Raw genomic sequence first — 23,488 nt, 5'->3', positions numbered from 1 at the left:
GCAGCACAGGGACCAGGCCATGAACTTTCGCCACGCCGTCTCGCGCCCCGCCGACGCAGACGAGCTCGCCGACGCCGTACTCAATCACCTGACCTTCACGATCGGGAAGACGACGGACACCGCGACGCTTTCTGACTGGCGCCTGGCGCTGACCCACGCGATCCGCGACATGGTCGTGGCGCCGTGGTTCGACAGCGTCCGCAAGGTCTACAAGGAGGACCGGAAGCGGGTTTACTACCTGTCGATGGAATTCCTCATCGGGCGCCTGCTCGAGGATGCGGTCGACAACCTCGGGCTGGGCGAGCTCGCCCGCCACGCCATGGAGAAGCACGGCATCGACTGGCGCGAGGTGCTCGACGACGAGCCCGACGCGGCGCTCGGCAACGGCGGCCTCGGCCGCCTGGCCGCCTGCTTCCTCGATTCGATGTCCACCGTCGGCCTGCCGGCCCACGGCTACGGCATCCGCTACGACCACGGCCTGTTCCGCCAGGGCTTCCACGAAGGCTGGCAGGTCGAGGAGGCCGAGGAGTGGCTCCGCCAGGTCCACCCGTGGGAGTTCCAGCGCCGCGAGGTGCAGCACCGCATCGGCTTTGGCGGCTCGGTCCGCCAGACCGAGGGCGACGCGGCCGAGTGGGAGCCGGACGAGGTGGTGATCGCGGCGGCCTACGACACGCCCGTCCCCGGCTGGGGCGGCCGCTGGACCAACACCCTGCGGCTGTGGTCCGCGAAGCCCGAGCGTCTGTTCGAGCTTGACCGCTTCAACCGCGGCGACTTCGTGGGCGCCGCCGCGCCGGCGATCCTGGCGCAGACCATCAGCCGGGTGCTCTACCCCGACGACACCACCCCGCAGGGCAAGGAGCTGCGGCTGAAGCAGGAATACTTCTTCACCGCCGCCTCGATCCGCGACCTGCTGCGCCGCTTCGTCTCCGACCACAAGGACCTGCGGGAGCTGCCCAACAAGGTCGCCATCCAGCTCAACGACACCCACCCCGCCATCGCGGTGGCCGAGCTGGTGCGCCTGCTGATCGACCGCCACGGGATGGAGTTCGACGAAGCCTTCGAGATCACCCGCGGGACCCTGCACTACACCAACCACACCCTGATGCCCGAGGCGCTGGAGCGCTGGTCGTGGGAGCTGATGTCCCGCGTCCTGCCGCGCCACCTCCAGATCATCGAGAAGATCAACCGCAGGCATGAGCAGGAGTTCCCCGACCGCCCGGAGAACACCCGGATCATCGACCATGGCGAGATCCGCATGGGCAACCTCGCCTTCATCGGCTCGTGCAAGGTGAACGGCGTCTCGGCGCTGCACACCGACCTGATGAAGCGCACCGTGTTCAAGGAGCTGCACGAGCTGCATCCCGACCGGATCGTCAACGTCACCAACGGCGTGACCCCGCGGCGCTGGATCAACACCTGCAACGGCCGCCTGCGCGATCTTCTGAACGAGACGGTGGGCGAGGGCTGGATCACCGACCTCGACAAGCTCGAGCGGCTGCGCGGGCACGCCACCCAGCGCTCGTTCCAGGACGCGCTGTGGGATGCCAAGCGCATCAACAAGGCGGCGCTGTCGAACTGGCTGCTCGAGCATACCGGCGTGGGCGTCGACCCCGACGCCATGTTCGACGTGCAGATCAAGCGCATCCACGAATACAAGCGCCAGCTTCTGAACATCCTCGAGGCCGCGGCCCTCTACAACGAGATCCGCGACAACCCGGGCAAGGACTGGACGCCGCGGGTGAAACTGTTCGGGGGCAAGGCCGCGCCCGGCTACCAGCAGGCCAAGCTGATCATCAAGCTGATCAACGACATCGGCAAGAAGATCAACGAGGACCCCGCGATCGGCGACAAGCTCAAGATCGTGTTCCCGCAGAACTACAACGTCTCGATGGCCGAGCGTCTGATCCCGGCCGCCGACCTCTCCGAGCAGATCTCGACCGCGGGGATGGAGGCGTCGGGCACCGGCAACATGAAGCTCTCGATGAACGGCGCGCTGACGGTCGGCACGCTCGACGGCGCCAACGTCGAGATCCGCGAGGCGGTGGGGCCGGAGAACATCTTCATCTTCGGCAAGACCGCCGACGAGGTGAACGCGATGCGCGAGAAGGGCTACGACTCGCGCCCCGCCATCGAGGCGGACGCGCGCCTGGCCCGCGTCATCACCCAGATCGAGCGGGGGGTGTTCTCGCCCGACGATCCGGGCCGGTTCCGCGCCCTCGGCGACACCCTGCGCCACCACGACTGGTTCATGGTGACGGCGGATTTCTCCAGCTACTGGACGGTGCAGCGCCGCATCGACGACGCCTGGAAGGACCGCACCGACTGGCTGCGCAAGTCAACGGTGAACATCGCCGGCATGGGGCGGTTCAGCTCGGATCGCTCGATCAAGAACTACGCCGACTACGTCTGGGACGCCGAATACGGCTTCTGAGCCGGGGCAGGGCGCCCGCCCGCCTCGATCGACACGAAAAGACGCCCCGGACCGCGGTCCGGGGCGTCTTGCGTTGCGCCCTCGCTGCCGTGCGCGCCCCGGACCCGGGGCCTTCAAGCATCGAACGCGGTCAGGCGCGGTCGGCCAGGCACTCGAACAGGCTCTGGGCCATGCCGCGGATCAGGGCGGGGTAGAGGTCCGGCCCCGGGGTCAGGCTCGCGCCCAGCGGGTCGAGCACCCCGCGCCGCACGTCCGCGCCGGCCACCGAGTCGAGCAGGCGTGCGGGAATCTGCGGCTCGGCGAAGACGCACAGGGCGTGCGTCTCCTCGATAGCCCGCTCGACCTCGGCCACCCGGCGCGCGCCGGGGCGGGCCGCGTCGCCCAGCGAGACGGCGGCGGCTGCCGGCATGTCGAAGCGCCGCTCGAAATGGCGGTAGGCGTCGTGGAAGACCACGTAGGGGCGGCCCTGGACCGACCCGAGCAGATCCGCCGCGTCCTGCGCCGCCGCCTCGATCTTCGCGCGCCCCGCGGCGGCGTTGGCGGCATAGGTTTCGGCCCGCGCCGGGTCGATGCGCGCCAGCGCTTCGGCGATCGCATCCAGCCAGACCACCGCGTTGTCCGGGTTCAGCCAGGCGTGAGGGTCCAGCCCGCCATGGTCGTGGTCGTGCGGCGCGTCCGCCTCATGCGCATGGGCGTCGTCGTCCCGAGCCCCATGATCCTGGTGGTCGTCGCGCCCCCCGTGCCCCTCGTGCCCCCCGTGCCCCTCGTGCTCGTCATGGTCGAAAACCGCGGCTTCCCGCGCCTCGAGCAGCAGCGTGCCCGGCGCGTCCAGCAGGTCGAGGCGCACCGCCTCGGGTCCTGCCAGCGCGTCGGCGGCCTCCGACAGCCAGGGCGCCAGCGCGGGGCCGACCGAGATCACAAGGTCGGCCGCCTCCAGCGTCCGCGCTTGGCTGGGGCGCATCGAGAAGCCGTGGGGCGAGGCGCCGGGCGGCACGATCAGCGCGACCTCGCCCACCCCCTCCATCGCCATCGCCGCCAGCGACTGCACCGGGGGAATGTCGGCCACCACCCGCGGCGCGGTCTGCGCGGCGGCCCCGCCCGCCAGCGTCGCCGCCGCCATCATCCCCCAGCCCATCGCCCAGCCCATCGCCTTCATGCCGCTCTCGCCTTTCCCGCCCCGCGCTAGCGCTTTCGACGCTCCTGCCGGAGCGCCGCTCCGGCCGCGCCGGTTGCCTCTTGATCGTGCAGGGGGTAGCAAGTGCGTTACATCATAACAAGTGAAATGTTATACTGTAACGCATGACCGATCCCGCCCCCGATTCCGCCGCCTCGCCCGCGGCCTTCCAGCGTCACGACCACAGGCGCTGCGTCGCCTCGGCGCGCGCGGCGGTGGAGTCCGCCTGCGCCGAGCGGGGCCTGCGCCTGACGCCTGCGCGCGCCCGGGTGCTGGAGATCCTGCTGGCCTCGCACGAGGCGCTCGGCGCCTATGACGTGCTCGAGCGGCTGCGCGCCGCCGGCCACCCGGCGCAGCCGCCCGTCGCCTACCGGGCGCTCGACTTTCTGGTGGCCAACGGGTTCGCGCACCGGATCGAGAAGCTCAACGCCTTCGTCGCCTGCGCCCATCCCGACGAGGGGGCGCAGACCGCCCACGCCCCCGCCTTCATGATCTGCCGCGCCTGCCGGAGGGTGGCCGAGACCTCGGCCGGGCCCGCCGCCGCTTCGGTCGCCGACGCCGCCCGGGACCTCGGCTTCGAGGTCGAGCGGACGGTGGTCGAGATCGAGGGCGTCTGCCCCGACTGCCGCGCGCGGCCCGAGGCATGAGCGCGCGTCTTGCCCCGGCGCCCGAGGCCCCGCCCCTGGTCGAGGCGAGGGGCGTCTCGATCCGCTACGACGGGGTCGAGGTGCTGCGCGACGTGACCCTGACCCTGCGCGCGGGCGAGATCGTGACCCTGGTGGGCCCCAACGGCTCGGGCAAGACCAGCCTGGCGCGGGCGCTCGCCGGGGCGCTGAAGCCCGCAGCCGGCCGGGTTCGCCGCCGCGCCGGCCTGCGGCTGGGCTACGTCCCTCAGGCCCTGGCGCTGGACCGCACGCTGCCGATGACCGTCGACCGGTTCCTGGCGCTGGCGGGCGAGAAGAACCCGGCCATGCGCGAGGCGGCGCTTGCGCGCACCGGCGCCCAGGGTCTCGGCCGCCGTCAGCTCTCGGAGCTCTCGGGCGGCCAGTTCCAGCGGGCGCTGCTGGCCCACGCGCTGTTGCGCCGGCCGGAGCTGCTGGTGCTCGACGAGCCGACGACGGGTCTCGATCAGCCAGGCGCCTCGGCCTTCTACCGCCTGGTGGCCGAGCTGCGCGACGAACTCGGCTGCGCGGTGCTGATGGTCAGCCACGACCTGCACGTGGTGATGTCGGCCTCCGACCGGGTGATCTGTCTGAACGGGCATGTGTGTTGCGAGGGCACGCCCACCGTGGTCGCCGCGGCGCCCGAGTATCGCGCCCTGTTCGGGCACGGCACAGGGGGAGCGCTGGCGCTCTACCGCCACGACCACGATCACGCGCATGATCACGATCATGGGCATGTCCACGACCATGGCCACGACCACGGCCCGCAGGGGCAGGGCGCCGGGACGGGCTGATGGGGCTTCTCGACGATTTTCTGGTGCGCGCCGCGATCGCGGGGCTTGCGGTGGCGCTGGCGGCGGGGCCGCTGGGCTGTTTCGTGGTCTGGCGGCGGATGGCCTATTTCGGCGACGCCACCGCGCACGCCGCGATCCTGGGCGTGGCGGCGGCGCTGGCGCTCGAGATCCCGGTCTTTGTCGGCGTGCTGGCGATGGCCGGGCTGATGGCGGGCGCGGTGGCGACGGCCTCGGGGCGATCCTACGCGGCCGACACGCTGCTGGGGGTGGCCGCGCATACGGCGCTCGCCGCGGGGCTGGTGGCGATGGCCTTCCTGCCGGGGGCGCGGCTGGACCTGATGGGCTACCTGTTCGGCGACATCCTGGCCGTCTCGCACGCGGACGTGGCGACGATCGCGCTGGGGGCCGCGGCGGCGCTGGCGCTGCTCGCCTGGCGCTGGACGGGGCTGCTGACGACCACCCTCTCGCCCGACCTCGCCGCGGCCGAGGGGCGCGATCCCGGCCGCGAGCGGCTGATCCTGATGCTGGCGCTGGCCTTTCTGGTCGCCGCGGCGCTGAAGGTGGTGGGGGCGCTGCTGATCACCGCGCTGCTGGTGATCCCCGCGGCCGCCGCCCGCGCGATCTCGCCCACGCCCGAGCGCATGGCCCTGGCCGCGGCGCTGATCGGGTCTGGCGCGGTTCTGGGGGGCCTCGGCGCCTCCTGGACCTGGGACACGCCGGCGGGGCCTTCGGTGGTGCTGGCGGCCTCGGCCGGGCTGGCGCTGGCCAACCTGGCGGCGGTTGTGGGGCGGGCGCTGCGGGGCTGAGCCGCCCCTTCGCGCGGCGCTGGCGACCCCTGCAGGACTCGAACCTGCAACCTGCGGATTAGAAGTCCGCTGCTCTATCCAGTTGAGCTAAGGGGCCCGGCCGAAGCGCCGGCGCATCTAGCCGCGACCGCAAGCAGGGGTCAACGCCTGGCGCGGGAGCGCGCAGGGTTTGCGGTTTGTTCATGCCTTTCCTCTACCTCGGCGGTTCCGGATTGCGCGGGGACGACGATGACGGGCGAAATCTCAGGCGTGTCGACCAGCTTCAACCTGGCCTTCCTGGCCGGAACCCTGGTCTTCGTCGCGGTCCTCGCCCTCGCGATCTCGCGGTTCCTCAGCCGCATGGTCCATGAGCCGCGCGAGAGCCGCCGCCGATGGCAGACGCTGGTCGGGGCGACAGTGGGCATCATGGCCTGGTCGACCGGCATGCTGGTGACCCTGGGCCACAGCTGGACCGACGCGGAGGGCGCGCCGCTCGATGTCGGCTACGACGTGGGACCGCTGGCGCTGGCGCTGGCGCTGGCGATCTGCCTCTGCGTGGCGGTGTTCAACGCCGGGATCGAGGGGGAGCGGAACGTCGTCCAGGCGGTCGTGATGGGGTCGGGCGCAGGGGCGGCGGGGCTTCTCGTCTACCAGCTGGCGATCGAATCGATGCACGGCCCCGGCCGCTTCCATGTCGACCCGGGCATGCGGTCCGTCGCGGCCGTCTTCGCGTTGGGCCTGTTCGGCTACGCCTCGCTGCTGCTGCACGGGCCGCAACGGATGCTGCGCCTGACGCGGGGGGCGGTGATGGTGCAGGTCAGCATCCTGGGCATGACCCTGTTCTCGGCGCTGGCGATGGAATTCACGCCCGAGGCCGGGCGCGAGGTTCCCGACGGGCTGGTGGACCGCGTCTCGCTGGGGTTCATGGTGGGGGCGATCTCGGCGCTCTGCGCCGCGATCACCTTCCTGTTCTCGAGCATCGACCTCGCCTCGGCCCGCGCGACGGAGGAGAAGTTCCGCCATCTTGCCCTGCACGACGCGCTGACCGGACTGCCCAACCGCGCATTCCTGACCCAGGCGCTGGCGCGGATGCTGGAAGACGCGCGGGGGGAGCGGGAGGCCGACGGCATCGGTCAGGCCGGCGCGGCGATGGCGGTGATCGGCGTCGACCTGGACCGGTTCAAGCCGGTCAACGACGTGCAGGGCCACGCGGCCGGGGACGCCGTCCTTCAGGGCATCGCCGCCCGGGTCTCGGCGGTGCTGGGGCCGGGCGAGGTCTTCGCGCGCACCGGGGGGGACGAGTTCGTGGCCCTCAAGGCCCCCTGCGCGCGCGTCGAGGCGGAACGCTTCGCCCGCCGCCTGCACGACGCCATCGTGGTCCCGATCGACTGGGCGGGCTCCAGCCTCGGAGTGGGAGCGAGCCTGGGGATCGCGCTTCACCCCCGCGACGGCGAGGATGCCGGCGCGCTGCTGACCCGCGTCGACCTCGCCCTCTACCGCGCCAAGAAGGAGGCGGGGGGCGAGATCGTCTTCTACGACCGCCGCATGGACGAGGCCTCGCGCGATCGCTCGGCGCTCGCCATGGCGCTTCGCCAGGCGCTGGCGCGCGACGAGTTCGAGCTGCACTACCAGCCTCAGACCGCGCTCGCCGACGGCCATGTCCTCGCCTACGAGGCGCTGATCCGCTGGCGCCATCCCGAGCGCGGACTGATCGCCCCCGACGCCTTCATTCCCGTGGCCGAGAGCACCGGCCTGATCCGGGACATCGGCGCATGGGTTCTGCACGCGGCCTGCCGCGAGGCTGCGGCCTGGCGCGATCCGGTGGGGGTGGCGGTGAACGTCGCCCCGATGCAGCTCGCCCAGTCCGACTTCGTGGAGTTGGTGCGCGACGCGCTGATGGTCTCGGGCCTGCCGGCCGCGCGTCTGGAGCTGGAGGTGACCGAGGCCTCGATGATCGCCGATCACGAGCAGTTGCGCGCGGTGATGATCGAGCTCAAGGCGCTCGGGGTGCGAGTGGCGATGGACGACTACGGGGCGGGCTACGCCTCGCTCGCGGCGCTGCGCAGCTTCCCCTTCGACAAGATCAAGATCGACCGCGGCTTCATCGAGAGCCTGGGCCGCGATCCCCAGTCGCTGGCCATCGTCCGCTCGACCCTGCTGCTGGGCCGCGCCCTGTCGATCCCGGTGCTGGCCGAGGGCATCGCCAGCGAGGACGGCCTGCGCTTCCTGCGCGAGGAGGGGTGCACCGAGGGGCAGGGCTTCCTCTTCGGCCGACCGGTCGAGGCCAGCGCCGTCCGCCGGAAGATGGGGATGGAGGCGTCCGCACCAGCCGTGCCCGGCCCCGCTCCGGGCCCGCAGGCGGCAGACCCGGACCTCGCCGCGGATCTGCCCGAGGCGACCGCCTTGCCGCCCGTCGCCGACGCCGCCCGGCCGGAAATCGCCTCTCGCCGCGCCGCCGGTTGAGGCTACCAGCCGCGCCGGACGTCGACAGGCCCCTCCGCCCGGGGCCCAGCCCGCATGCCGCCGGCCACGCAACGGCGTCCCATCCTCGCGGCCAGTCCGGTCGCGCGCCTGTCCTGGCCGGCCCGAGGTCTGGCGCTCCTTTCACCTCACGGCGGACGTTTCGGTTTTCTTCATGCTCCTCGCGTAGCGGAGGGACCGCCTGTTCACGGAGCCGACCGCGATGCTCGACGCCGCCACCAGCACCCATGATCCGACGATGATCAGCACCGCGCTGATCGTCGGGGCCGCCGGCGTGGCGCTCTCGGTGCGGTTGTACCTGCGCGCCTGCGCCGAGTCGCTGCATCGGCGGCGCTGGTGGCTGATGCTGACCGGCATCATTTCGGGCGCCGGCATCTGGGCCACGCAGACGCTGCTGGGCCTGGGCTACATCTCCGGCGCGCCCCATGCCCACGACCCCGTGGTGATGCTCTTCGCCTTCATGATCGCGGTCTGCGGGGGCGTGAGCCTTCTGCAGTACGCCCACGGACGGCGCGGCCTGGGCGCGGCCCTGGTTGTGGGCGTCGGATACGGCCTGCTGACCTCGGGCATCCAGATCTCCAACATCGCCGCGGTGGCGGCCGAGGGGGTCACGATCTGGCGCGCCGACTGGATGACGGCCCTGGTCGCCTGGGCCGTGCCGGTCTGCGCGGCCGCCTCGGCGATCCTGCGCAACCGGACCCGCGCCGGCGCGCCGTGGCAGGCGGCCGGGGTCTTTGTCCTCTGCATGGGGGGTATGTTCTGGATCGGCCTCCACGAGGTCGAGTTCAGGCCCGACCCCACGGTCGAGATCCCGGTCGGGATGATGCAGGACTTCGGCGTGGCGCTGCTGGTGGTGACGCTGACCGCCGCCGTCCTGATCCTGGGCGTCGCCTTCGTGGTCATCGACCGCTCGGCGGTGCGCGAGGCGCGGGCCCGCTACCGCCACATGGCCCTGCACGATCCTCTGACCCAGCTTCCCAATCGCGCCTGCCTGAACGAGGCGCTCGCCGACGCGGTCTCGGCCTCGCGCGGGCTGACCGCGCGCATGGCCGTCGCCGCGATCGACCTCAACCGCTTCAAGCCTGTCAACGACGTGCATGGCCATGCCGCCGGCGACGCCCTGCTGTGCGGGATCTCGAGCGCGCTCGCCGCGGCCCTGCAGCCGGGGGAATTCGTGGCCCGGGCCGGCGGCGACGAGTTCCTGGCCTTCAAGACGGGCCTGGGCGACCGCGCGGACGCCGAGGCGTTCGCCCATCGCCTCGCCGCGGCCGTCCGCGTCCCGGTGGACTGGGAGGGGCTGTCCCTCTCGGTTGGCTGCGGCATCGGCGTCGCCCTGTTCCCCGAGGACGGCGACACGCCCCAGGCGCTGCAGTCGCGCGCAGACCTCGCCCTCTACCGCGCCAAGGGAGACGCGAGCGAGCGGCCCCGCTTCTACGAACAGCGCATGGACGAGGCCGGGCGCATCCGCTCGGCCCTTGCGATGGCCCTGCGCGAGGCGCTGGCCCGCGAGGAGTTCGAGCTGTGGTTCCAGCCCCAGGCGCTGCTCGCCGACGGCCGCATCACCGGGTTCGAGGCGCTGCTGCGCTGGCGGCGTCCCGGCCACGGGCTGGTGCTGCCGGGCGAGTTCGTGCCGGTTGCCGAGAAGACCGGCCTGATCCGCCCCATCGGCGCCTGGGTGATCCGCGAGGCCTGCCGCGCCGCCGCGCAGTGGCCGCAGGCCTACGGGGTCGCGGTCAACGCCTCGCCCGCCCAGCTCACCCAGACCGACTTCGTCGAGCAGGTGTCCGACGCGCTGATCGCCGCCGGCCTCGCGCCCGAGCGGCTCGAGATCGAGCTGACCGAGGCGAGCCTGATCGCCGATCACGGCCGCATGCTCGAGGTGATGGTCGAGCTGAAGGCCGCCGGCGTTCGGGTCGCGATGGACGACTACGGCGCGGGGCTCGCCTCGCTGGGGGCGCTGCGCTCGTTCCCCTTCGACCGGCTGAAGATCGACCGCGCCTTCATCGACGCGATGGACCGCGACCCCGCCGCAGCCGCGATGGTCGAGGCGACCCTGCTGCAGGCGCGCGCCCTGAACATGCCGGTGATGGCCGAGGGCGTCGAGGACGCCGCCCACCTCGAGCGTCTGCGTCGCCAGGGCTGCGAGCAGGCGCAGGGCTACTATTTCGGGCGGCCGATGCCGCTGGCCGATGCGCAGCGGCTGATGCGGCGGGCGCCGGGCGATCTGACCGCCGCCTCGGCGGCCAGCTGAGCGCGCGCCAGCCCCCCGCGCCAGCCCCTCGCGCCGGCTCCCGGCCGCCCGATCGGTCGCAATGGATGCTTGCCATGAAGGCGCGCAGGCGGCATAAGCGCGCCCATGACCGCGACGCCCCAGACCACCCCGATCTGCATCGGGATCTGCATTACCCGCTGACGACAGTCCGCGGCGGCGTTCGCTCTTTCCCCGATCCAAGAAAGACCAACGGCCGGCCGCGGGCCCCGCTGCATCCACGCGCGACCGCCGAGGCCTACATGACCGATCACCCGCTGAAGCTGCGGAACTCCGCCACCGGCGAGACGTCCGCCTTCGTTCCCCGCGACTGGCGCCTGGGCGCCGAGAGCCCTCGGGTGCGCCTGTATGTCTGCGGCCCCACCGTCTACGACCGCGCCCACATCGGCAACGCCCGCCCGGCGGTGGTCTTCGACGTGCTGTTCCGCCTGCTGCGCCACATCTACGGGGCCGAGCGCGTGGACTACGTGCGCAACATCACCGACGTCGAGGACAAGATCAACGACCGCGCGGCGCAGCTCTATCCGCAGATGCCGCCGCTCGAGGCGATCGCGAAGCTGACCGAGGAAACCACGGCCTGGTATCATGAGGACATGGACGCGCTCGGCGTCCTGCGTCCCACCCATGAGCCGCGCGCCACCGCCCACATCCCCGGCATGGTCGAGATGATCGCGCGGCTGGTCGCCTCGGGCCACGCCTACGAAGCCGAGGGGCATGTGCTGTTCTCGGTCGACAGCTACGCCGACTACGGCAAGCTCTCGGGCCGCTCGCTCGAAGACATGATCGCGGGCGCCCGGGTCGAGGTCGCGCCCTACAAGAAGAACCCGATGGACTTCGTGCTGTGGAAACCCTCGTCGGAGGCGCATCCCGGCTGGGACAGCCCCTGGGGCCGCGGCCGCCCGGGCTGGCACATCGAGTGCTCGGCCATGTCCAGGGAGCTGCTGGGCGAGGATTTCGACATCCACGGCGGCGGCTCGGACCTCATGTTCCCCCACCACGAGAACGAGATCGCCCAGTCCTGCTGCGCGGCCCCCGACCACGGCTTTGCCGAGGTCTGGCTGCACAACGGCATGATCCGCGTGGACGGGAAGAAGATGTCGAAGTCGCTCGGCAATTTCTTCACCGCCCAGGACAAGCTCTCCGAGATCCCCGCCGACGTGATCCGCGCCATCCTGCTCAACGCCCACTACCGCGACGAGCTCGACTGGACGGAGGCGGTGGTCGACCAGGCGCGCGCGATCCTCAACCGGCTCAACCGCCTGGCCGACCGGGCGCGGCGGGCCGGGATCACGCCCGACGCGGACGATCCCGACGTGATCGAGGAGGTGGTCGAGCGGCTGTGCGAGGACCTCGACACCCACGGCGCCCTGCGCGCGCTGCACCGGTTCGCGGGCGAGGCGCTCTCGGCGCCCGACTCCGAGGCCGAGGCGCTCCAGCAGGTGGTCGACACGGCCGTGTTCCTGGGCTTTGGCCTCTCCTTCGCCGAGGCGGACGGGACGGGCGAGGCGCAGGACCATGACGCGGTGATCGCAGGCGCCTGCGCCCGGCTGGACGCGGCGCGCCAGGCCAGGGACTTCGCCGCCGCCGACGCCCTGCGCGCGCTGATGAACCAGGCCGGCCTGGTGGTGCAGACCGGCAAGGGCGGCACCACCGCCGAGCGCGGCGTCGACTTCGACCCTGCAGCGCTGGAGGCCCTGAAGTGACGCGCGAGCGGCTCTATCTTTTCGATACCACGCTGCGCGACGGGCAGCAGACCTCGGGCGTGGCTTTCTCGGTCGAGGACAAGATCCGGATCTCGAAGGCGCTCGACGCGCTGGGCCTCGACTATGTCGAGGGGGGGTGGCCCGGCGCCAATCCCACCGACTCCGACTTCTTCGCCCGCGCGCCCGGGCTGAGCCGCGCGACCTTCACCGCCTTCGGGATGACCAAGCGGGTGGGCCGCTCGGCCGAGAACGACGACGTGCTGGCCGCGGTGATCAACGCCGCCACCCCGGCCGTGTGCCTGGTGGGCAAGACCCACGACTATCAGGTCGAGACCGCGCTGGGCGTGTCGCTGGACGAGAACCGCGAGGCGATCCGGGACTCGGTGCGCCATCTCGGCGCGCTCTCGCGCGAGCCGCTGTTTGACGCCGAGCACTTCTTTGACGGCTACAAGGCCAACCCCGACTACGCGATGTCCTGCCTCGAGGCGGCGATGGAGGGGGGCGCGCGCTGGGTGGTGCTGTGCGACACCAACGGCGGCACGCTGCCCGCCGAGATCGGCGAGATCGTCTCCCAGGTCTGCAAGCGCATCCCCGGCGCCCACGTCGGCATCCACACCCATGACGACACCGGCATGGCGGTGGCCGGGGCGCTCGCCGCGGTCGACGCCGGCGCGCGCCAGATCCAGGGCACGCTCAACGGGCTGGGGGAGCGCTGCGGCAACGCCAACCTGACCTCGCTGATCCCCACGCTGCTGTTGAAGAAGCCTTATGCCGAGGCCTACGAGACGCGGCTGAAGCGCGAGGATCTGCCCAAGCTGACCCGGGTCAGCCGGATGCTCGACGACATCCTCAACCGCACGCCCAACCGCCACGCGCCCTACGTCGGCGAGGCCGCCTTCACCCACAAGGCCGGCCTGCACGCGAGCGCGATCCTCAAGGACCCCAGCACCTACGAACACGTGCCCCCCGAGGTGGTGGGCAACGAGCGGGTGGTGCCGATGTCCAACCAGGCCGGCCAGTCGAACCTGCGCCAGCGCCTGCTGGACATGGGGCTGACGGTCGAGAAGGGGGACCCGCGCCTGAGCCGGATCCTCGACGAGGTGAAGCGGCGCGAGGATGCGGGCTATGCCTACGACGGCGCCCAGGCCAGCTTCGAGCTGCTGGCGCGCGGCGAACTCGGCCTGCTGCCGCGGTTCTTCGACGTCGAGCGCTACCGGGTGACGGTCGAGAAGCGGATCAACGCGCGGGGCGACGCGATCACCGTCTCCGAGGCCGTGGTCTCCTGCGTGGTGGACGGGGAGCGGATCATGTCCGTCTCCGAGTCCCGGGATCTCGCGACCGACGACGACCGCGGGCCGGTGAACGCGCTGAGCCGGGCGCTGGCCAAGGACCTGGGGCGCTACCAGAGCTTCATCGAGGATCTCAAGCTCGTCGACTTCAAGGTGCGCATCACCTCGGGCGGCACCGAGGCGGTGACGCGGGTGCATATCGACTCGACCGACGGGCAGGGGCGGCGCTGGTCGACCGTGGGCGTCTCGCCCAACATCGTCGACGCGTCCTTCCAGGCGCTGCTGGACGCGATCCAGTGGAAGCTGATCCGCGACGGCGCCAAGGGCCAGGCGCGGGGGCAGGGCGCGGCGGCCTGACCCTCGCGCCGCGGGGGGCCAGTGTCGCCTGCCTATCAACAAGCGGACTGCAGGCGCCCTGCGGGCGGGCCTGGCAGGGTCGCTTCCCTGCGCGTCGCCCGTTGCGCCCGCCGCCCGGCTGGGCCAGTGGACGGGGCATGAGCCACGACGCCTGCGAATCCCTCGTCCGAGATCACGACCGCGACCGCTGGGCCACTGCGCGCCTGGCGCCGCCGCCCGCCACGGGCCGGCTGTTCGCGCTCTACGCCTTCAACCTCGAGGTGGCGCGGATCCCCTCGGTCGTCTCCGAGCCGATGCTGGGCGAGATCCGCCTGCAGTGGTGGCGCGACGCGCTGGCCGAGATCCACGCCGGCGCCGCCCCCCGCCGCCACGAGGTCGTGGCGCCGCTCGCCGAGGCGATCGCGGCCGCAGACCTGCCCCAGGACCTGTTCGAGGCGCTGCTCGACGCCCGCTCCTACGATCCGCAGGGGCCCGCGATCGGCGACCGGGCCCTGTTTGACGCTTATGTCGACGGGACCGCGGGGGGGCTGATGCGGCTTGCGGCGCGGATCTGCGCGGGCGGCGATCCGGGGGCCGAGGGCGACCAGGCGGCGCGGCTGGCGGGATGGGCCTCGGGCGCGGCGGCGCTGATCCGGGCGCTGCCCGCGCTCTATGCCCGCGGCGGCGACCCGATCCCGACGCAGGGCGAGCTCGACCGCAACACGCTTGCCGAGGGCGTCACCCCCGAGCCCCTGCGCGAGGCCCTGCGCGGCATCGCCGTCGACGGGCTCGAGAAACTGGCGCAGGCGCGGCGCTTGCGCCCGGGGGCCGAGATCCGCCCCGCTCTGCTCGCCGGCTGGCGGGCCGAGGAGACGCTGCGCCCCGCCGCCCGTCCCGGTTTCGAGGTCTTCGCCCAGGCCGTTCCGTCCGAGTTCGTGCGCCGCGGCCGCCTGCTGCGCCGGGTCTTCTTCGGGGGCCTCTGAGGGGGCCGCTCAGCGCCGCTGCAGGACGTAGACGGTCGAGCCCAGCGACTGGCCGGGCACATGGGGGCCGTGCTGCTTGAACAGCAGGTCCGCGGCGCAGGCGTCGACCATCTCGCGCAAGCGCCCCTCATAGACCTTCTCGGCCAGGGCATGGTCGTTGAGCGTGAACACGAAGCAGCCGCCCCGCGGCAGCAGCCCGACGGCGCGGTCGATCAGCTCGGGCGGCGCGTGGGCGGGACTGAACACGCCGACCGCCGCGATGTTGGCATAGGCGCCCGGCGCGACGGGCAGGGGTTCGGCGAGATCGCCCTTCACCAGCTCCCGGTAGACGTCCTTGCGGGCGGCGACCTGCAGCATCTCATCGGAAAAGTCGGTGCCGTCCAGCGTCGAGAACCCGGCGGTGGCGAGCGCCTCGCCCGACAGGCCCGTGCCGCAGCCCACGTCCAGCACCGGGGCCGCGAGATCGCCCGCGAACTGCGCCAGCGCCTCGGCGCAGCGGGCAGGCCCGGCGTAGCCGTTGGCCACCAGATCGGCGTCGTAACTGTCGGCCCAGTCGCGGTAGAGGGCCTGGGTCGAGGCGGAGTCCTGAAGCTCGTAGACGTCGTTGGGGAACTCTGACTCAGCGGTCTTGAATGGATCGGTCATCGTGTGCCTCCGGCCCCGATGATGGGGCCGCGGGCGGTTCGCGTCAAATGATGTCGGTATTCGATTGCAATCAGGGGGACGCGGGTCAGGCCGCCTCGCGCAGGCCCAGCCAGGCGCGCCAATGTTCCTTGGCGCGCTCCGAGTAGGCGCGGGCGCGGTCGCGCTTGCCGCGGCGGCCGCCCTTCATCGGGGCCTCGAGCGGCGGGAACAGACCGAAGTTGACGTTCATCGGCTGGAAGGTCGCGGCCTCGGCGCCGCCGGTGATGTGGGTCAGCAGCGCGCCGATCGCGGTGGTCGGCGGGGGCGTCTCGAGCGGGGTTCCCAGCCGCTCGGCCGCAGCAAGGCGCCCTGCAAGCAGCCCCATGGCCGCGCTTTCGACATAGCCCTCGACGCCGGTGACCTGGCCCGCGAAGCGCAGGCGCGGGTCGGCCTTCAGCCGCATCCGTCCGTCAAGCAGGCGGGGCGAGTTCAGGAAGGTGTTGCGATGGATCCCGCCGAGGCGGGCGAACCGCGCCTCCTCCAATCCCGGAATCATCCTGAAAACATCGGTTTGCGCGCCGTACTTCATCTTGGTCTGGAAGCCGACGATGTTGTAGAGCGTGCCCAGCGCGTTCTCCTTGCGCAGCTGCACGATGGCGTGGGGCTTGACCGTGGGATCGTGCGGGTTGGTCAGGCCCACGGGCTTGAGGGGGCCGAAGCGCAGGGTCTCGCGGCCCCGCTCGGCCATCACCTCGATGGGCAGGCAGCCCTCGAAATAGGGGGTGCCCTCCCACTCCTTGAACTCGGTCTTGGGGGCGGCGAGGAGGGCGTCGAGGAAGCCCTCGTACTGCTCGCGCGACATCGGGCAGTTGAGGTAGGCGGTGCGCTCCTCCTCGGTCTCGCCCTTGTCATAGCGCGACTGGAACCAGGCCTTCGACAGGTCCACGCTGTCGGCGTGCACGATGGGGGCGATGGCGTCGAAGAAGGCGAGGCCATCGTCGCCGGTCAGGCCGCGGATCGCCTCGGCGAGCGCGGGAGAGGTCAGCGGCCCGGTGGCCACGATCACCGAATCCCACGCCTCGGGCGGCAGGCCGGGGACCTCTCCGCGCTCGATCGTGACCAGCGGGTGGGCCTCGAGCGCGGCGGTGACCTCGGCCGAAAAGCGGTCGCGGTCGACGGCGAGCGCGCCGCCCGCGGGCAGGGCGTTGCGGTCGCCCGCGCCGATGATCAGACCGTTCGCCTCGCGCATCTCCCAGTGCAGGAGGCCGACGGCGTTGGTCTCGTGATCGTCCGAACGGAAGGAGTTCGAGCACACCAGCTCCGCCAGCCCGTCGGTGTGGTGGGCGTCGGTGGGGCGCTCGGGGCGCATCTCGTGCAGCACCACGGGCACGCCCATCGAGGCGGCCTGCCAGGCGGCCTCGGAGCCGGCCATGCCGCCGCCGATGACGTGGATGGGGTCGATTGCGCGGGTCTGGGTCATGGCGCGGGGTCTACACCGACCTGCGCCGACAGGAAAGCGTTCGTGGGCGGGGCTGGAGGCGCGGCGATGAACCGGGCGGGGCGGAGTCGGTCGCGCGGTGGCCGCGCGGTGGCCGAATCGCGGGCAGGGCGGTCGGAATCCGGCGGATCGGGGGCATCGGGGGTTATTGCGCCGCAATTCTTCCGTCCGTCGGAAACGGCGCTAGCTTCCTGACGTCGGCGGACCCCATGGCGCGGCTGCGCTCCGGGGGCCCGGCCGACGCCGGAGCAAATTCCTTCGGATCGGGCGCGTCGTCGCCCGCTCCGCAGGCGCCGAGCGGACGCAGAGGCGTCGCCGGCGGAACAACGAGAGAGGCGACCATGCTGGGCACGATCCTGATCATCCTGCTGATCCTTATCCTGATCGGCGCGCTGCCGCGCTGGGGCTACAGCGCCGGCTGGGGCTACGGGCCCAGCGGCGGGCTCGGCCTGGTGCTGGTGATCGTCCTGATCCTGGTCTTGATGGGCCACATCTGACGCAAGGCCATATCGGCCTGAAAGCGAGAAAGCCGCCCGGTCCTGCGACCGGGCGGCTTTTTCTGCGTCCGACGCCTGCCCGCGAGAGCCGGGCGCGTCAGTTCACTCCTGCGAGGGCGCCTCCGGGGGCGTCTCCGGGCCCGGGCCTTCGGGCGTGCCCTCGGGCAGGTCGTCCTGGGGCCCCTCAGGCGCCCCGTCGTCGGCCTCGGCGATCCAGGCGACCGAGACCACCGTCTCGCCCGGCGCGGCGTTCAGCACCCGGACGCCGCCCGCGGTGCGCGAGCGCAGCGAGATGCCGGCCACCGGGCAGCGGATCGACTGGCCGCGGTCGGTGGCGAGCATGATCTGGTCGTCCATCTGCACCGGGAAGGCCGCCGCGATCGGCCCGCCGCGCTGGGCCTTGTCCATCGCCCCAACGCCCTGGCCGCCGCGACCACGGGTGGGATAGTCCATCGACGAGCTCAGCTTGCCCTGGCCGCGTTCGGTGATGGTGAGGATGATCTCCTCGGCCGCCGACATCGCGGTGATCCGCTCGGCCGAGATGGCGACGTCGGCCACGGCCTCCTCGTCGCTCTCGTCGCCCGGCTCCTCGGCGTCGGCCTGGGCGGTGGCGCGCTTCCACTTGATGTAGGCCTGCCGCTCCTCGGGCGTCGCCTCGAAGTGGCGCAGGACCGCCATCGAGACCACGCGGTCGCCGGAGGCGAGGCGGATGCCCCGCACGCCGGTGGACTCGCGGCCCTTGAAGACGCGCACCTCGGTCACCCGGAAGCGGATCGCCTTGCCGAAGGCGGTGACCAGGAAGACGTCGTGGCTCTCGTCGCAGATATGGGCGCGCACCAGGCTGACCCCCTCGGGCACGCGCATGGCGATCTTGCCGTTGCGCATGACGTTGGTGAAGTCGCTGAGCGCGTTGCGCCGCACGTCGCCGGCAGAGGTCGCGAAGACGATCTGCAGGTTCTCCCACTCGGCCTCGGGCTTGTCGACGGGCATCACCGCGGCGATGCCGGTGCCCGGCGAGATCGGCAGCACGTTGACGATCGCCTTGCCCCTCGCCGAGCGTCCGCCCGAGGGCAGCTGCCAGGTCTTGAGCTTGTAGACCATCCCGTCGGTGGTGAAGATCAAGAGCGGCGTGTGCGTGTTCGAGACGAAGAGCGTGGTCACCACGTCCTCGTCCTTGGTCGCCATGCCCGCCAGCCCTTTTCCGCCCCGCGCCTGGGAGCGGTAGTCCACCAGCGGCGTGCGCTTGATGTAGCCCTGCGCGGTGATGGTGACGACCATGTCCTCGCGCTCGATCAGGTCCTCGTCGTCGAGGTCGCCGTCGTAGTCGACGAACTGGGTGCGCCGGGGCGAGGGGAAGGCGGTCTGGATCTCGCGCAGCTCGGCGCGGATGATGTCGAGGATCATCTCGCGGCTGGCCAGGATCTCGAGGTACTCGCGGATCTTGGCGGCCAGCTCCTCGAGCTCGTCGGTGACTTCCTGCACGCCGATGGCGGTCAGGCGCTGCAGGCGCAGGTCGAGGATGGCGCGGGCCTGCACTTCCGAAAGCCGGTAGGTGCCGTCGTCGGCGACCTTGAACAGCGGGTCGTCGATCAGGCGGATGTAGTCGGCGATCTCGTGGGCGGGCCAGTGCCGCTCCATCAGCCGGGCGCGGGCGGTGGCGGGATCGGGGGAGGAGCGGATCATCCGCACCACCTCGTCCACGTTCGAGACCGCCACCGCGAGGCCGCACAGGATATGGGCGCGGTCGCGGGCCTTGCGCAGCTCGAACGCGGTTCGCCGGGCGACCACTTCCTCGCGGAAGGAGATGAAGCTCGCGAGGATCTTCTTGAGGTCCAGCTGCTCCGGCCGCCCGCCGTTCAGCGCCAGGATGTTGCACCCGAACGAGGTCTGCAGCGGCGTGTAGCGGAACAGCTGGTTGAGCACGACGTCGGGGGTGGCGTCGCGCTTGAGCTCGACGACCACGCGGATGCCCTGGCGGTCGCTCTCGTCGGCGACCGAGGAGATGCCCTCGATGCGCTTGTCGCGGGCCAGCTCCGCGATCCGCTCGATCATCGTGGCCTTGTTCACCTGGTAGGGGATCTCGTCCACGACGATGGCGTAGCGGTCCTTGCGGATCTCCTCGATCCGGGTCTTGGCGCGCATCAGGACCGAGCCCTTGCCCGTGTGATAGGCCTTGCGCGCGCCGCCGCGGCCCAGGATCAGGCCTCCGGTGGGGAAGTCGGGCCCGGGGATGTACTCGATCAGGTCCGAGATCTCGAGCTCGGGGTTGTCGATCAGCGCCAGCGTGCCGTCGATGACCTCGCCCAGGTTGTGGGGCGGGATGTTGGTGGCCATGCCCACCGCGATGCCGCCCGCGCCGTTGACCAGCAGGTTGGGGAAGCGCGCGGGCAGGACGGTCGGCTCACGGTCCTGGCCGTCGTAGTTGGCGACGAAATCGACCGTGTCCTTCTCGATGTCGTCGAGGATCGCGAGCGCGATCTTCTGCATGCGCACTTCGGTGTAGCGCATGGCCGCGGGCTTGTCCCCGTCCATGGAGCCGAAGTTGCCCTGGCCGTCCAACAGCGGCATGCGCATCGAGAAGGTCTGCGCCAGCCGCACCAACGCGTCGTAGATCGCCGCGTCGCCATGCGGGTGATACTTGCCCATCACGTCCGAGACCGGGCGCGCGGACTTGCGATAGGACTTGTCGTGCGTGTTCCCGGTCTCGTGCATCGCGTAGAGGATGCGGCGGTGGACCGGCTTCAGCCCGTCGCGCAGGTCGGGCAGGGCGCGGCTGACGATGACCGACATGGCGTAGTCGAGGTAGGAGCGTTTCATCTCCTCCTCGACCGCGATCACGGGGCCGTCGTAGCTCGATCGGCGAGGCGGCTCTCCACCGGTTTCGGGGGCGTCCTCGGGGGGATCCTGATCGTCGGTCAACGGGTGCCTGCTGTCGCTTTGTTCTTGGTCACGACCTTGTAACGACAGGGGGCGGAAAGGGCAATCGAAGGGGGGCGATTCCGCCTCGCGGCGCCGCGGAAATCCGCCTCAGCGCAGGCCGTTCGCCGCCCCCGACGCCCTGCGGCCGCGGGCCGGGCCGCCGCGGGCGCGCCGGGGCCCCGCGGCGGCGCGCGTCACTCCCAGGTCCAGAGGTCGTCCCCGAAATGGAAGTCCGACTTCGACAGGTCGTCGGCCTCCACGCCCTTGAGGGTGACCGAGGCCTTCTTGAAGCCGACCTCGGCGCCGCCGGCCCCGTCGGTGATCTTGAGCTGGCCGAAGCCCTTCACCGGCGCGAGGATCAGGTCCTTGCCGACCTTGAAGTCCTTGATCACGTCGTCGCCGCTGTTGCGGTGGAAGTAGAAATGGTCGCGCCCGCCGCCGCCCTTGAGCACGTCGTCGCCCTGCATGCCCAGCAGCGTGTCGTGGCCGCCGCCCCCGAACAGCTTGTCGCGCCCCTCGCCGCCGAACAGAACGTCCCGCCCGCCGCCGCCCACGAGCTTGTCGCGCCCGACGTTGCCGAACAGCGAGTCATGCCCCGCGCCGCCGAACAGCTTGTCGTTGCCGGCGTCGGGCGTGCCCGCCTCGTCGCCCATCAGCTCGTCGTCGCCGCGGCCGCCCCACAGCCGGTCGGCGCCGTCGTCTCCGGTCAGCCCGTCGTCGCCATTGCCGCCCCAGACGCGATCGTTCCCGTCGCCGGCATAGATCACCGCGTCGTCGCCGCCCCCGCCATAGATGCGGTCGTCGCCGCCAAAGCCGTCGATGATCTCGTCGGCGCGGGTCCCGCGAAGGGTCTCGCTGTCGTCGCTGCCGCGGATGTACTCGTAGTCGGTGACCGCCTCCACGACCAACTCGGGCAGGTCGGACTCCAGGGCGGCGATCGGTCCGGAAATGACAGGCTGGTCGGGCATGGTCGGTCCTCGCGCAGGCGGCCGGCGGCGCGAGGGCGCGGCGGGGCCGGAGCATCGGTCAGGGTGAACGAAACCCGAATGCCGACGCGGGCCCGGTTACGCAAGGAAAATCATGACGAATTGCGCAACCTCGCGCGGTGCGTGGCTCAGACGAACCGCACCTTGCCGATGAAGCTCAGGTTCCGGTTCATCTGCGCATAGTCGATCCCGTAGCCCACCACGAACTCGTCGGGGATGGTGAAGCCGGTGAAACGGGCCTGGACGTCGGTCTCCCGGCGCGAGGGCTTGTCGAGCAGGGCGCAGACCTCGAGCCGGCGCGGCTTGCGCGCCTCGAGCAGGTGCAGGACGTGGTGCAGGGTGAAGCCGGTGTCGACGATGTCCTCGACCACCAGCACGTCGCGCCCCTCGATCTCGCCGCGCAGGTCCTTGAGGATGCGCACCTCGCGCGAGGAGGTCATGGCCGCGCCGTAGGAGGAGGCCTCGATGAAGTCGACCTCCAGCGGCAGGTCGAGCTCCCGCGCGAGGTCGGCGATGAACACGAACGAGCCGCGCAGCAGGCCCACCACGATCAGCTTCTCGGTGCTGGCGAAATGCGCCTCGATCTCGTCGGCCATGGCCTCGACGCGGGCGGCGATGGACTTGGCCGAGATCATCTGGTCGATGACGTAGGGCTTGCCGTCGGGGCCGGACTGGGTCCGCTGGCCGGTCGCCTCTGCGCCGGTCTGGCTCTGGGTCATGCGTGTCTCCTCGCTCGCGCCGCGCAGGCTACGCGGGCGGGGCGCCGGGCGCAAACGGACAGGCGCCGCGACGATCCGTCCCCCTCTCTCCGCCCCCGGTCCTCCCGTAGGACTTTGGCCCATGCCGACGCATGCCGAAAAACGCGTGATGCCCTACAGCGCCGATCAGATGTACGCGCTGATCGCGGACGTGCGCTCGTACCCCGAGTTCCTGCCCTGGTGCTCCGCCTGCCGGATCCGAAAGCGGGAGGACCTGCCCGATGGCGGCGAGGGGGCCGAGCGGATCGAGGCCGACCTGGTGATCTCGTTCAAGGTGTTCCGCGAGCGCTTCGGCAGCCGGGTGGAGCTGTACCCGCAGGAAAAGCGGATCGACGTCGCCTACCTCGACGGACCCTTCCGCTATCTCAACAACCACTGGACGTTCCGGCCGGTGGACGAGGGCGCCTGCGAGGTCGATTTCTTCGTCGACTTCGAGTTCAAGTCGTTCGTGCTGCAGAAACTGATCGGCGTGGTCTTCAACGAGGCGATGCAGCGGATCGTGCGGGCCTTCGAGCAGCGCGCCGCGGTCCTCTACGGTCCCAAGGGCTGATCCGACCGCCAGCCCCGCTCCCGACGGGGAGGCGCCGCGTCGCGCGCCCGCCCGGTCGCCGCGTCGCGCGCGCGGCGCATGGCCGGCGCGGCGCGGTGTTGCGGGCCGGCGCCCGGGCTCAGCCGAGCGCCTCCTTCAGCATCTCGAGCGCGTGGCGGACGGTGGCCGCGCGCACCGCGCCCCGGCCGAGCGCGCCGAACTGCATCGTGTGGGGCGTGGCGCCCGAGGCGTCGGCGATGGCGAAGCTGACCATGCCCTCGGGCTTGGGTCCCGAGGCGCCCGGCCCCGCCACGCCGGTCACCGCCACCGCGAGCTGCGCGCGCGAATTCGCGATCGCCCCCTCCGCCATCGCCGCGGCGGCGGCGTCCGACACCGCGCCATGCTCCTTGAGCACGGCTTTCGGCACCCCCAGCACCTCCATCTTGGCGGCGTTGGAGTAGGTGACGAAGGCCCGCTCGGCCACCGAGGACGACCCCGCCACGGCGGTCAGCGCCCCGAATATCAACCCGCCGGTGCAGCTTTCGGCAGTGACGATCATCACGCCTTTGGCTTTCGCGGCCTCGAGCACCTCGGCCGCCAGCGTCATGACATCCTCGCGATAGAAGTCGTCGGTCATCGTCGCATCCGCCTCTTGCGCCAGCCGTGTCCTGCCGCGCACCAGACCACGCCCGCGCCCCGGCGCCAACGCCTCCGGCCCTCGGCAAGCGCCTGTTCTCCGGAGCCGTCTCTCGCGGATGCCGATCAGAGCG

The 23,488-nt window shown here is 71.5% G+C and carries 18 protein-coding genes and 1 tRNA gene; 11 read left to right on the top strand and 8 right to left on the bottom strand.

Features of this window, described 5'->3' with window-relative positions; translation table 11 throughout:
• The first annotated feature begins 19 nt into the window (after nucleotides 1-19).
• A complete protein-coding gene (locus tag AAC134_RS16315) occupies nucleotides 20-2,431 on the top strand; it encodes a glycogen/starch/alpha-glucan phosphorylase (protein ID WP_339950178.1) in 2,412 nt (803 codons plus the stop codon).
• A gap of 130 nt (nucleotides 2,432-2,561) precedes the next feature.
• Here the strand turns inward: AAC134_RS16315 and AAC134_RS16310 are convergent, their stop codons facing one another.
• On the bottom strand, nucleotides 2,562-3,587 hold the full coding sequence (locus AAC134_RS16310) for a zinc ABC transporter substrate-binding protein (protein ID WP_339950177.1): 1,026 nt from the start codon (nucleotides 3,585-3,587) through the stop codon (nucleotides 2,562-2,564).
• A 143-nt stretch (nucleotides 3,588-3,730) separates the two neighbouring features.
• Here AAC134_RS16310 and AAC134_RS16305 point away from each other — a divergent pair, with 143 nt between their 5' ends.
• Genes AAC134_RS16305 through AAC134_RS16295 form a run of 3 tightly spaced genes read left to right on the top strand, consistent with a single transcriptional unit; the run spans nucleotide 3,731 to nucleotide 5,867 of the window.
• Nucleotides 3,731-4,252 (top strand): Fur family transcriptional regulator, encoded by a 522-nt coding sequence (locus tag AAC134_RS16305; RefSeq protein WP_339950176.1) that lies wholly within the window; start codon nucleotides 3,731-3,733, stop codon nucleotides 4,250-4,252.
• Complete coding sequence (locus AAC134_RS16300; RefSeq protein ID WP_339950175.1) at nucleotides 4,249-5,061, top strand: metal ABC transporter ATP-binding protein; 813 nt, start codon at nucleotides 4,249-4,251, stop codon at nucleotides 5,059-5,061. Before AAC134_RS16305 ends, AAC134_RS16300 begins: the two co-directional genes overlap by 4 nt.
• Entirely contained in the window at nucleotides 5,061-5,867 is an 807-nt protein-coding gene (locus tag AAC134_RS16295; protein ID WP_339950174.1) for an iron chelate uptake ABC transporter family permease subunit, read from the top strand. The genes AAC134_RS16300 and AAC134_RS16295 overlap by 1 nt, the downstream gene beginning before the upstream one ends.
• 20 nt (nucleotides 5,868-5,887) lie before the next feature.
• Here AAC134_RS16295 and AAC134_RS16290 read toward each other — a convergent pair.
• Nucleotides 5,888-5,964: transfer RNA gene (locus tag AAC134_RS16290), tRNA-Arg, on the bottom strand.
• Between the two features lie 131 nt (nucleotides 5,965-6,095).
• Here AAC134_RS16290 and AAC134_RS16285 point away from each other — a divergent pair.
• The 5 genes from AAC134_RS16285 (at nucleotide 6,096) to AAC134_RS16265 (ending at nucleotide 14,907) form a co-directional block, all read left to right on the top strand.
• On the top strand, nucleotides 6,096-8,309 hold the full coding sequence (locus AAC134_RS16285) for an EAL domain-containing protein (RefSeq protein WP_339950173.1): 2,214 nt from the start codon (nucleotides 6,096-6,098) through the stop codon (nucleotides 8,307-8,309).
• 220 nt (nucleotides 8,310-8,529) lie between these two features.
• Nucleotides 8,530-10,578: an EAL domain-containing protein gene (locus AAC134_RS16280; protein WP_339950172.1), complete on the top strand. Its 2,049-nt coding sequence runs from the start codon at nucleotides 8,530-8,532 to the stop codon at nucleotides 10,576-10,578.
• A gap of 260 nt (nucleotides 10,579-10,838) precedes the next feature.
• The gene (gene cysS / locus AAC134_RS16275; RefSeq protein WP_339950171.1) at nucleotides 10,839-12,299 is read left to right on the top strand and encodes a cysteine--tRNA ligase; all 1,461 of its coding nucleotides are present in this window, start codon (nucleotides 10,839-10,841) and stop codon (nucleotides 12,297-12,299) included.
• A complete protein-coding gene (gene cimA / locus AAC134_RS16270; RefSeq protein WP_339950170.1) occupies nucleotides 12,296-13,945 on the top strand; it encodes a citramalate synthase in 1,650 nt (549 codons plus the stop codon). Before cysS ends, cimA begins: the two co-directional genes overlap by 4 nt.
• A 137-nt stretch (nucleotides 13,946-14,082) precedes the next feature.
• Nucleotides 14,083-14,907 (top strand): squalene/phytoene synthase family protein, encoded by an 825-nt coding sequence (locus AAC134_RS16265; RefSeq protein WP_339950169.1) that lies wholly within the window; start codon nucleotides 14,083-14,085, stop codon nucleotides 14,905-14,907.
• A gap of 9 nt (nucleotides 14,908-14,916) precedes the next feature.
• On the opposite strand, the gene AAC134_RS16260 is transcribed toward AAC134_RS16265, so the two are convergent.
• Nucleotides 14,917-15,552 carry a methyltransferase domain-containing protein gene (locus AAC134_RS16260; protein ID WP_339950168.1) on the bottom strand — a complete coding sequence of 212 codons (636 nt, stop codon included), beginning with the start codon at nucleotides 15,550-15,552 and terminating at the stop codon, nucleotides 14,917-14,919.
• Nucleotides 15,553-15,637: 85 nt separating this feature from the next.
• Nucleotides 15,638-17,011: a methylenetetrahydrofolate--tRNA-(uracil(54)-C(5))-methyltransferase (FADH(2)-oxidizing) TrmFO gene (gene trmFO, locus AAC134_RS16255; protein ID WP_339950167.1), complete on the bottom strand. Its 1,374-nt coding sequence runs from the start codon at nucleotides 17,009-17,011 to the stop codon at nucleotides 15,638-15,640.
• Between the two features lie 359 nt (nucleotides 17,012-17,370).
• Between trmFO and AAC134_RS16250 the strand changes: the two genes are divergently transcribed.
• Nucleotides 17,371-17,526 carry a DUF3309 family protein gene (locus AAC134_RS16250; RefSeq protein WP_339950165.1) on the top strand — a complete coding sequence of 52 codons (156 nt, stop codon included), beginning with the start codon at nucleotides 17,371-17,373 and terminating at the stop codon, nucleotides 17,524-17,526.
• Between the two features lie 102 nt (nucleotides 17,527-17,628).
• Here AAC134_RS16250 and gyrA read toward each other — a convergent pair whose 3' ends face one another.
• The 3 genes from gyrA to hpt form a co-directional block, all read right to left on the bottom strand.
• On the bottom strand, nucleotides 17,629-20,445 hold the full coding sequence (gyrA, locus tag AAC134_RS16245; protein WP_339950164.1) for a DNA gyrase subunit A: 2,817 nt from the start codon (nucleotides 20,443-20,445) through the stop codon (nucleotides 17,629-17,631).
• 194 nt (nucleotides 20,446-20,639) lie between these two features.
• Nucleotides 20,640-21,413: a calcium-binding protein gene (locus AAC134_RS16240; RefSeq protein ID WP_339950163.1), complete on the bottom strand. Its 774-nt coding sequence runs from the start codon at nucleotides 21,411-21,413 to the stop codon at nucleotides 20,640-20,642.
• A 146-nt stretch (nucleotides 21,414-21,559) separates the two neighbouring features.
• Nucleotides 21,560-22,066, bottom strand: a complete 507-nt coding sequence (gene hpt, locus AAC134_RS16235; RefSeq protein WP_339950195.1) for a hypoxanthine phosphoribosyltransferase — start codon at nucleotides 22,064-22,066, stop codon at nucleotides 21,560-21,562.
• Between the two features lie 205 nt (nucleotides 22,067-22,271).
• On the opposite strand from hpt, the gene AAC134_RS16230 reads away from it, so the two are divergent.
• On the top strand, nucleotides 22,272-22,739 hold the full coding sequence (locus tag AAC134_RS16230) for a type II toxin-antitoxin system RatA family toxin (protein ID WP_339950162.1): 468 nt from the start codon (nucleotides 22,272-22,274) through the stop codon (nucleotides 22,737-22,739).
• A gap of 118 nt (nucleotides 22,740-22,857) precedes the next feature.
• Here the strand turns inward: AAC134_RS16230 and AAC134_RS16225 are convergent, their stop codons facing one another.
• Nucleotides 22,858-23,355, bottom strand: a complete 498-nt coding sequence (locus tag AAC134_RS16225) for a nicotinamide-nucleotide amidohydrolase family protein (protein ID WP_339950161.1) — start codon at nucleotides 23,353-23,355, stop codon at nucleotides 22,858-22,860.
• Between the last annotated feature and the right edge of the window lie 133 nt (nucleotides 23,356-23,488).

The organism is uncultured Albimonas sp. (genome assembly GCF_963977235.1).
GTDB lineage: Bacteria > Pseudomonadota > Alphaproteobacteria > Rhodobacterales > Rhodobacteraceae > Albimonas.
This window is presented reverse-complemented; position numbering and strand designations above follow the sequence as displayed.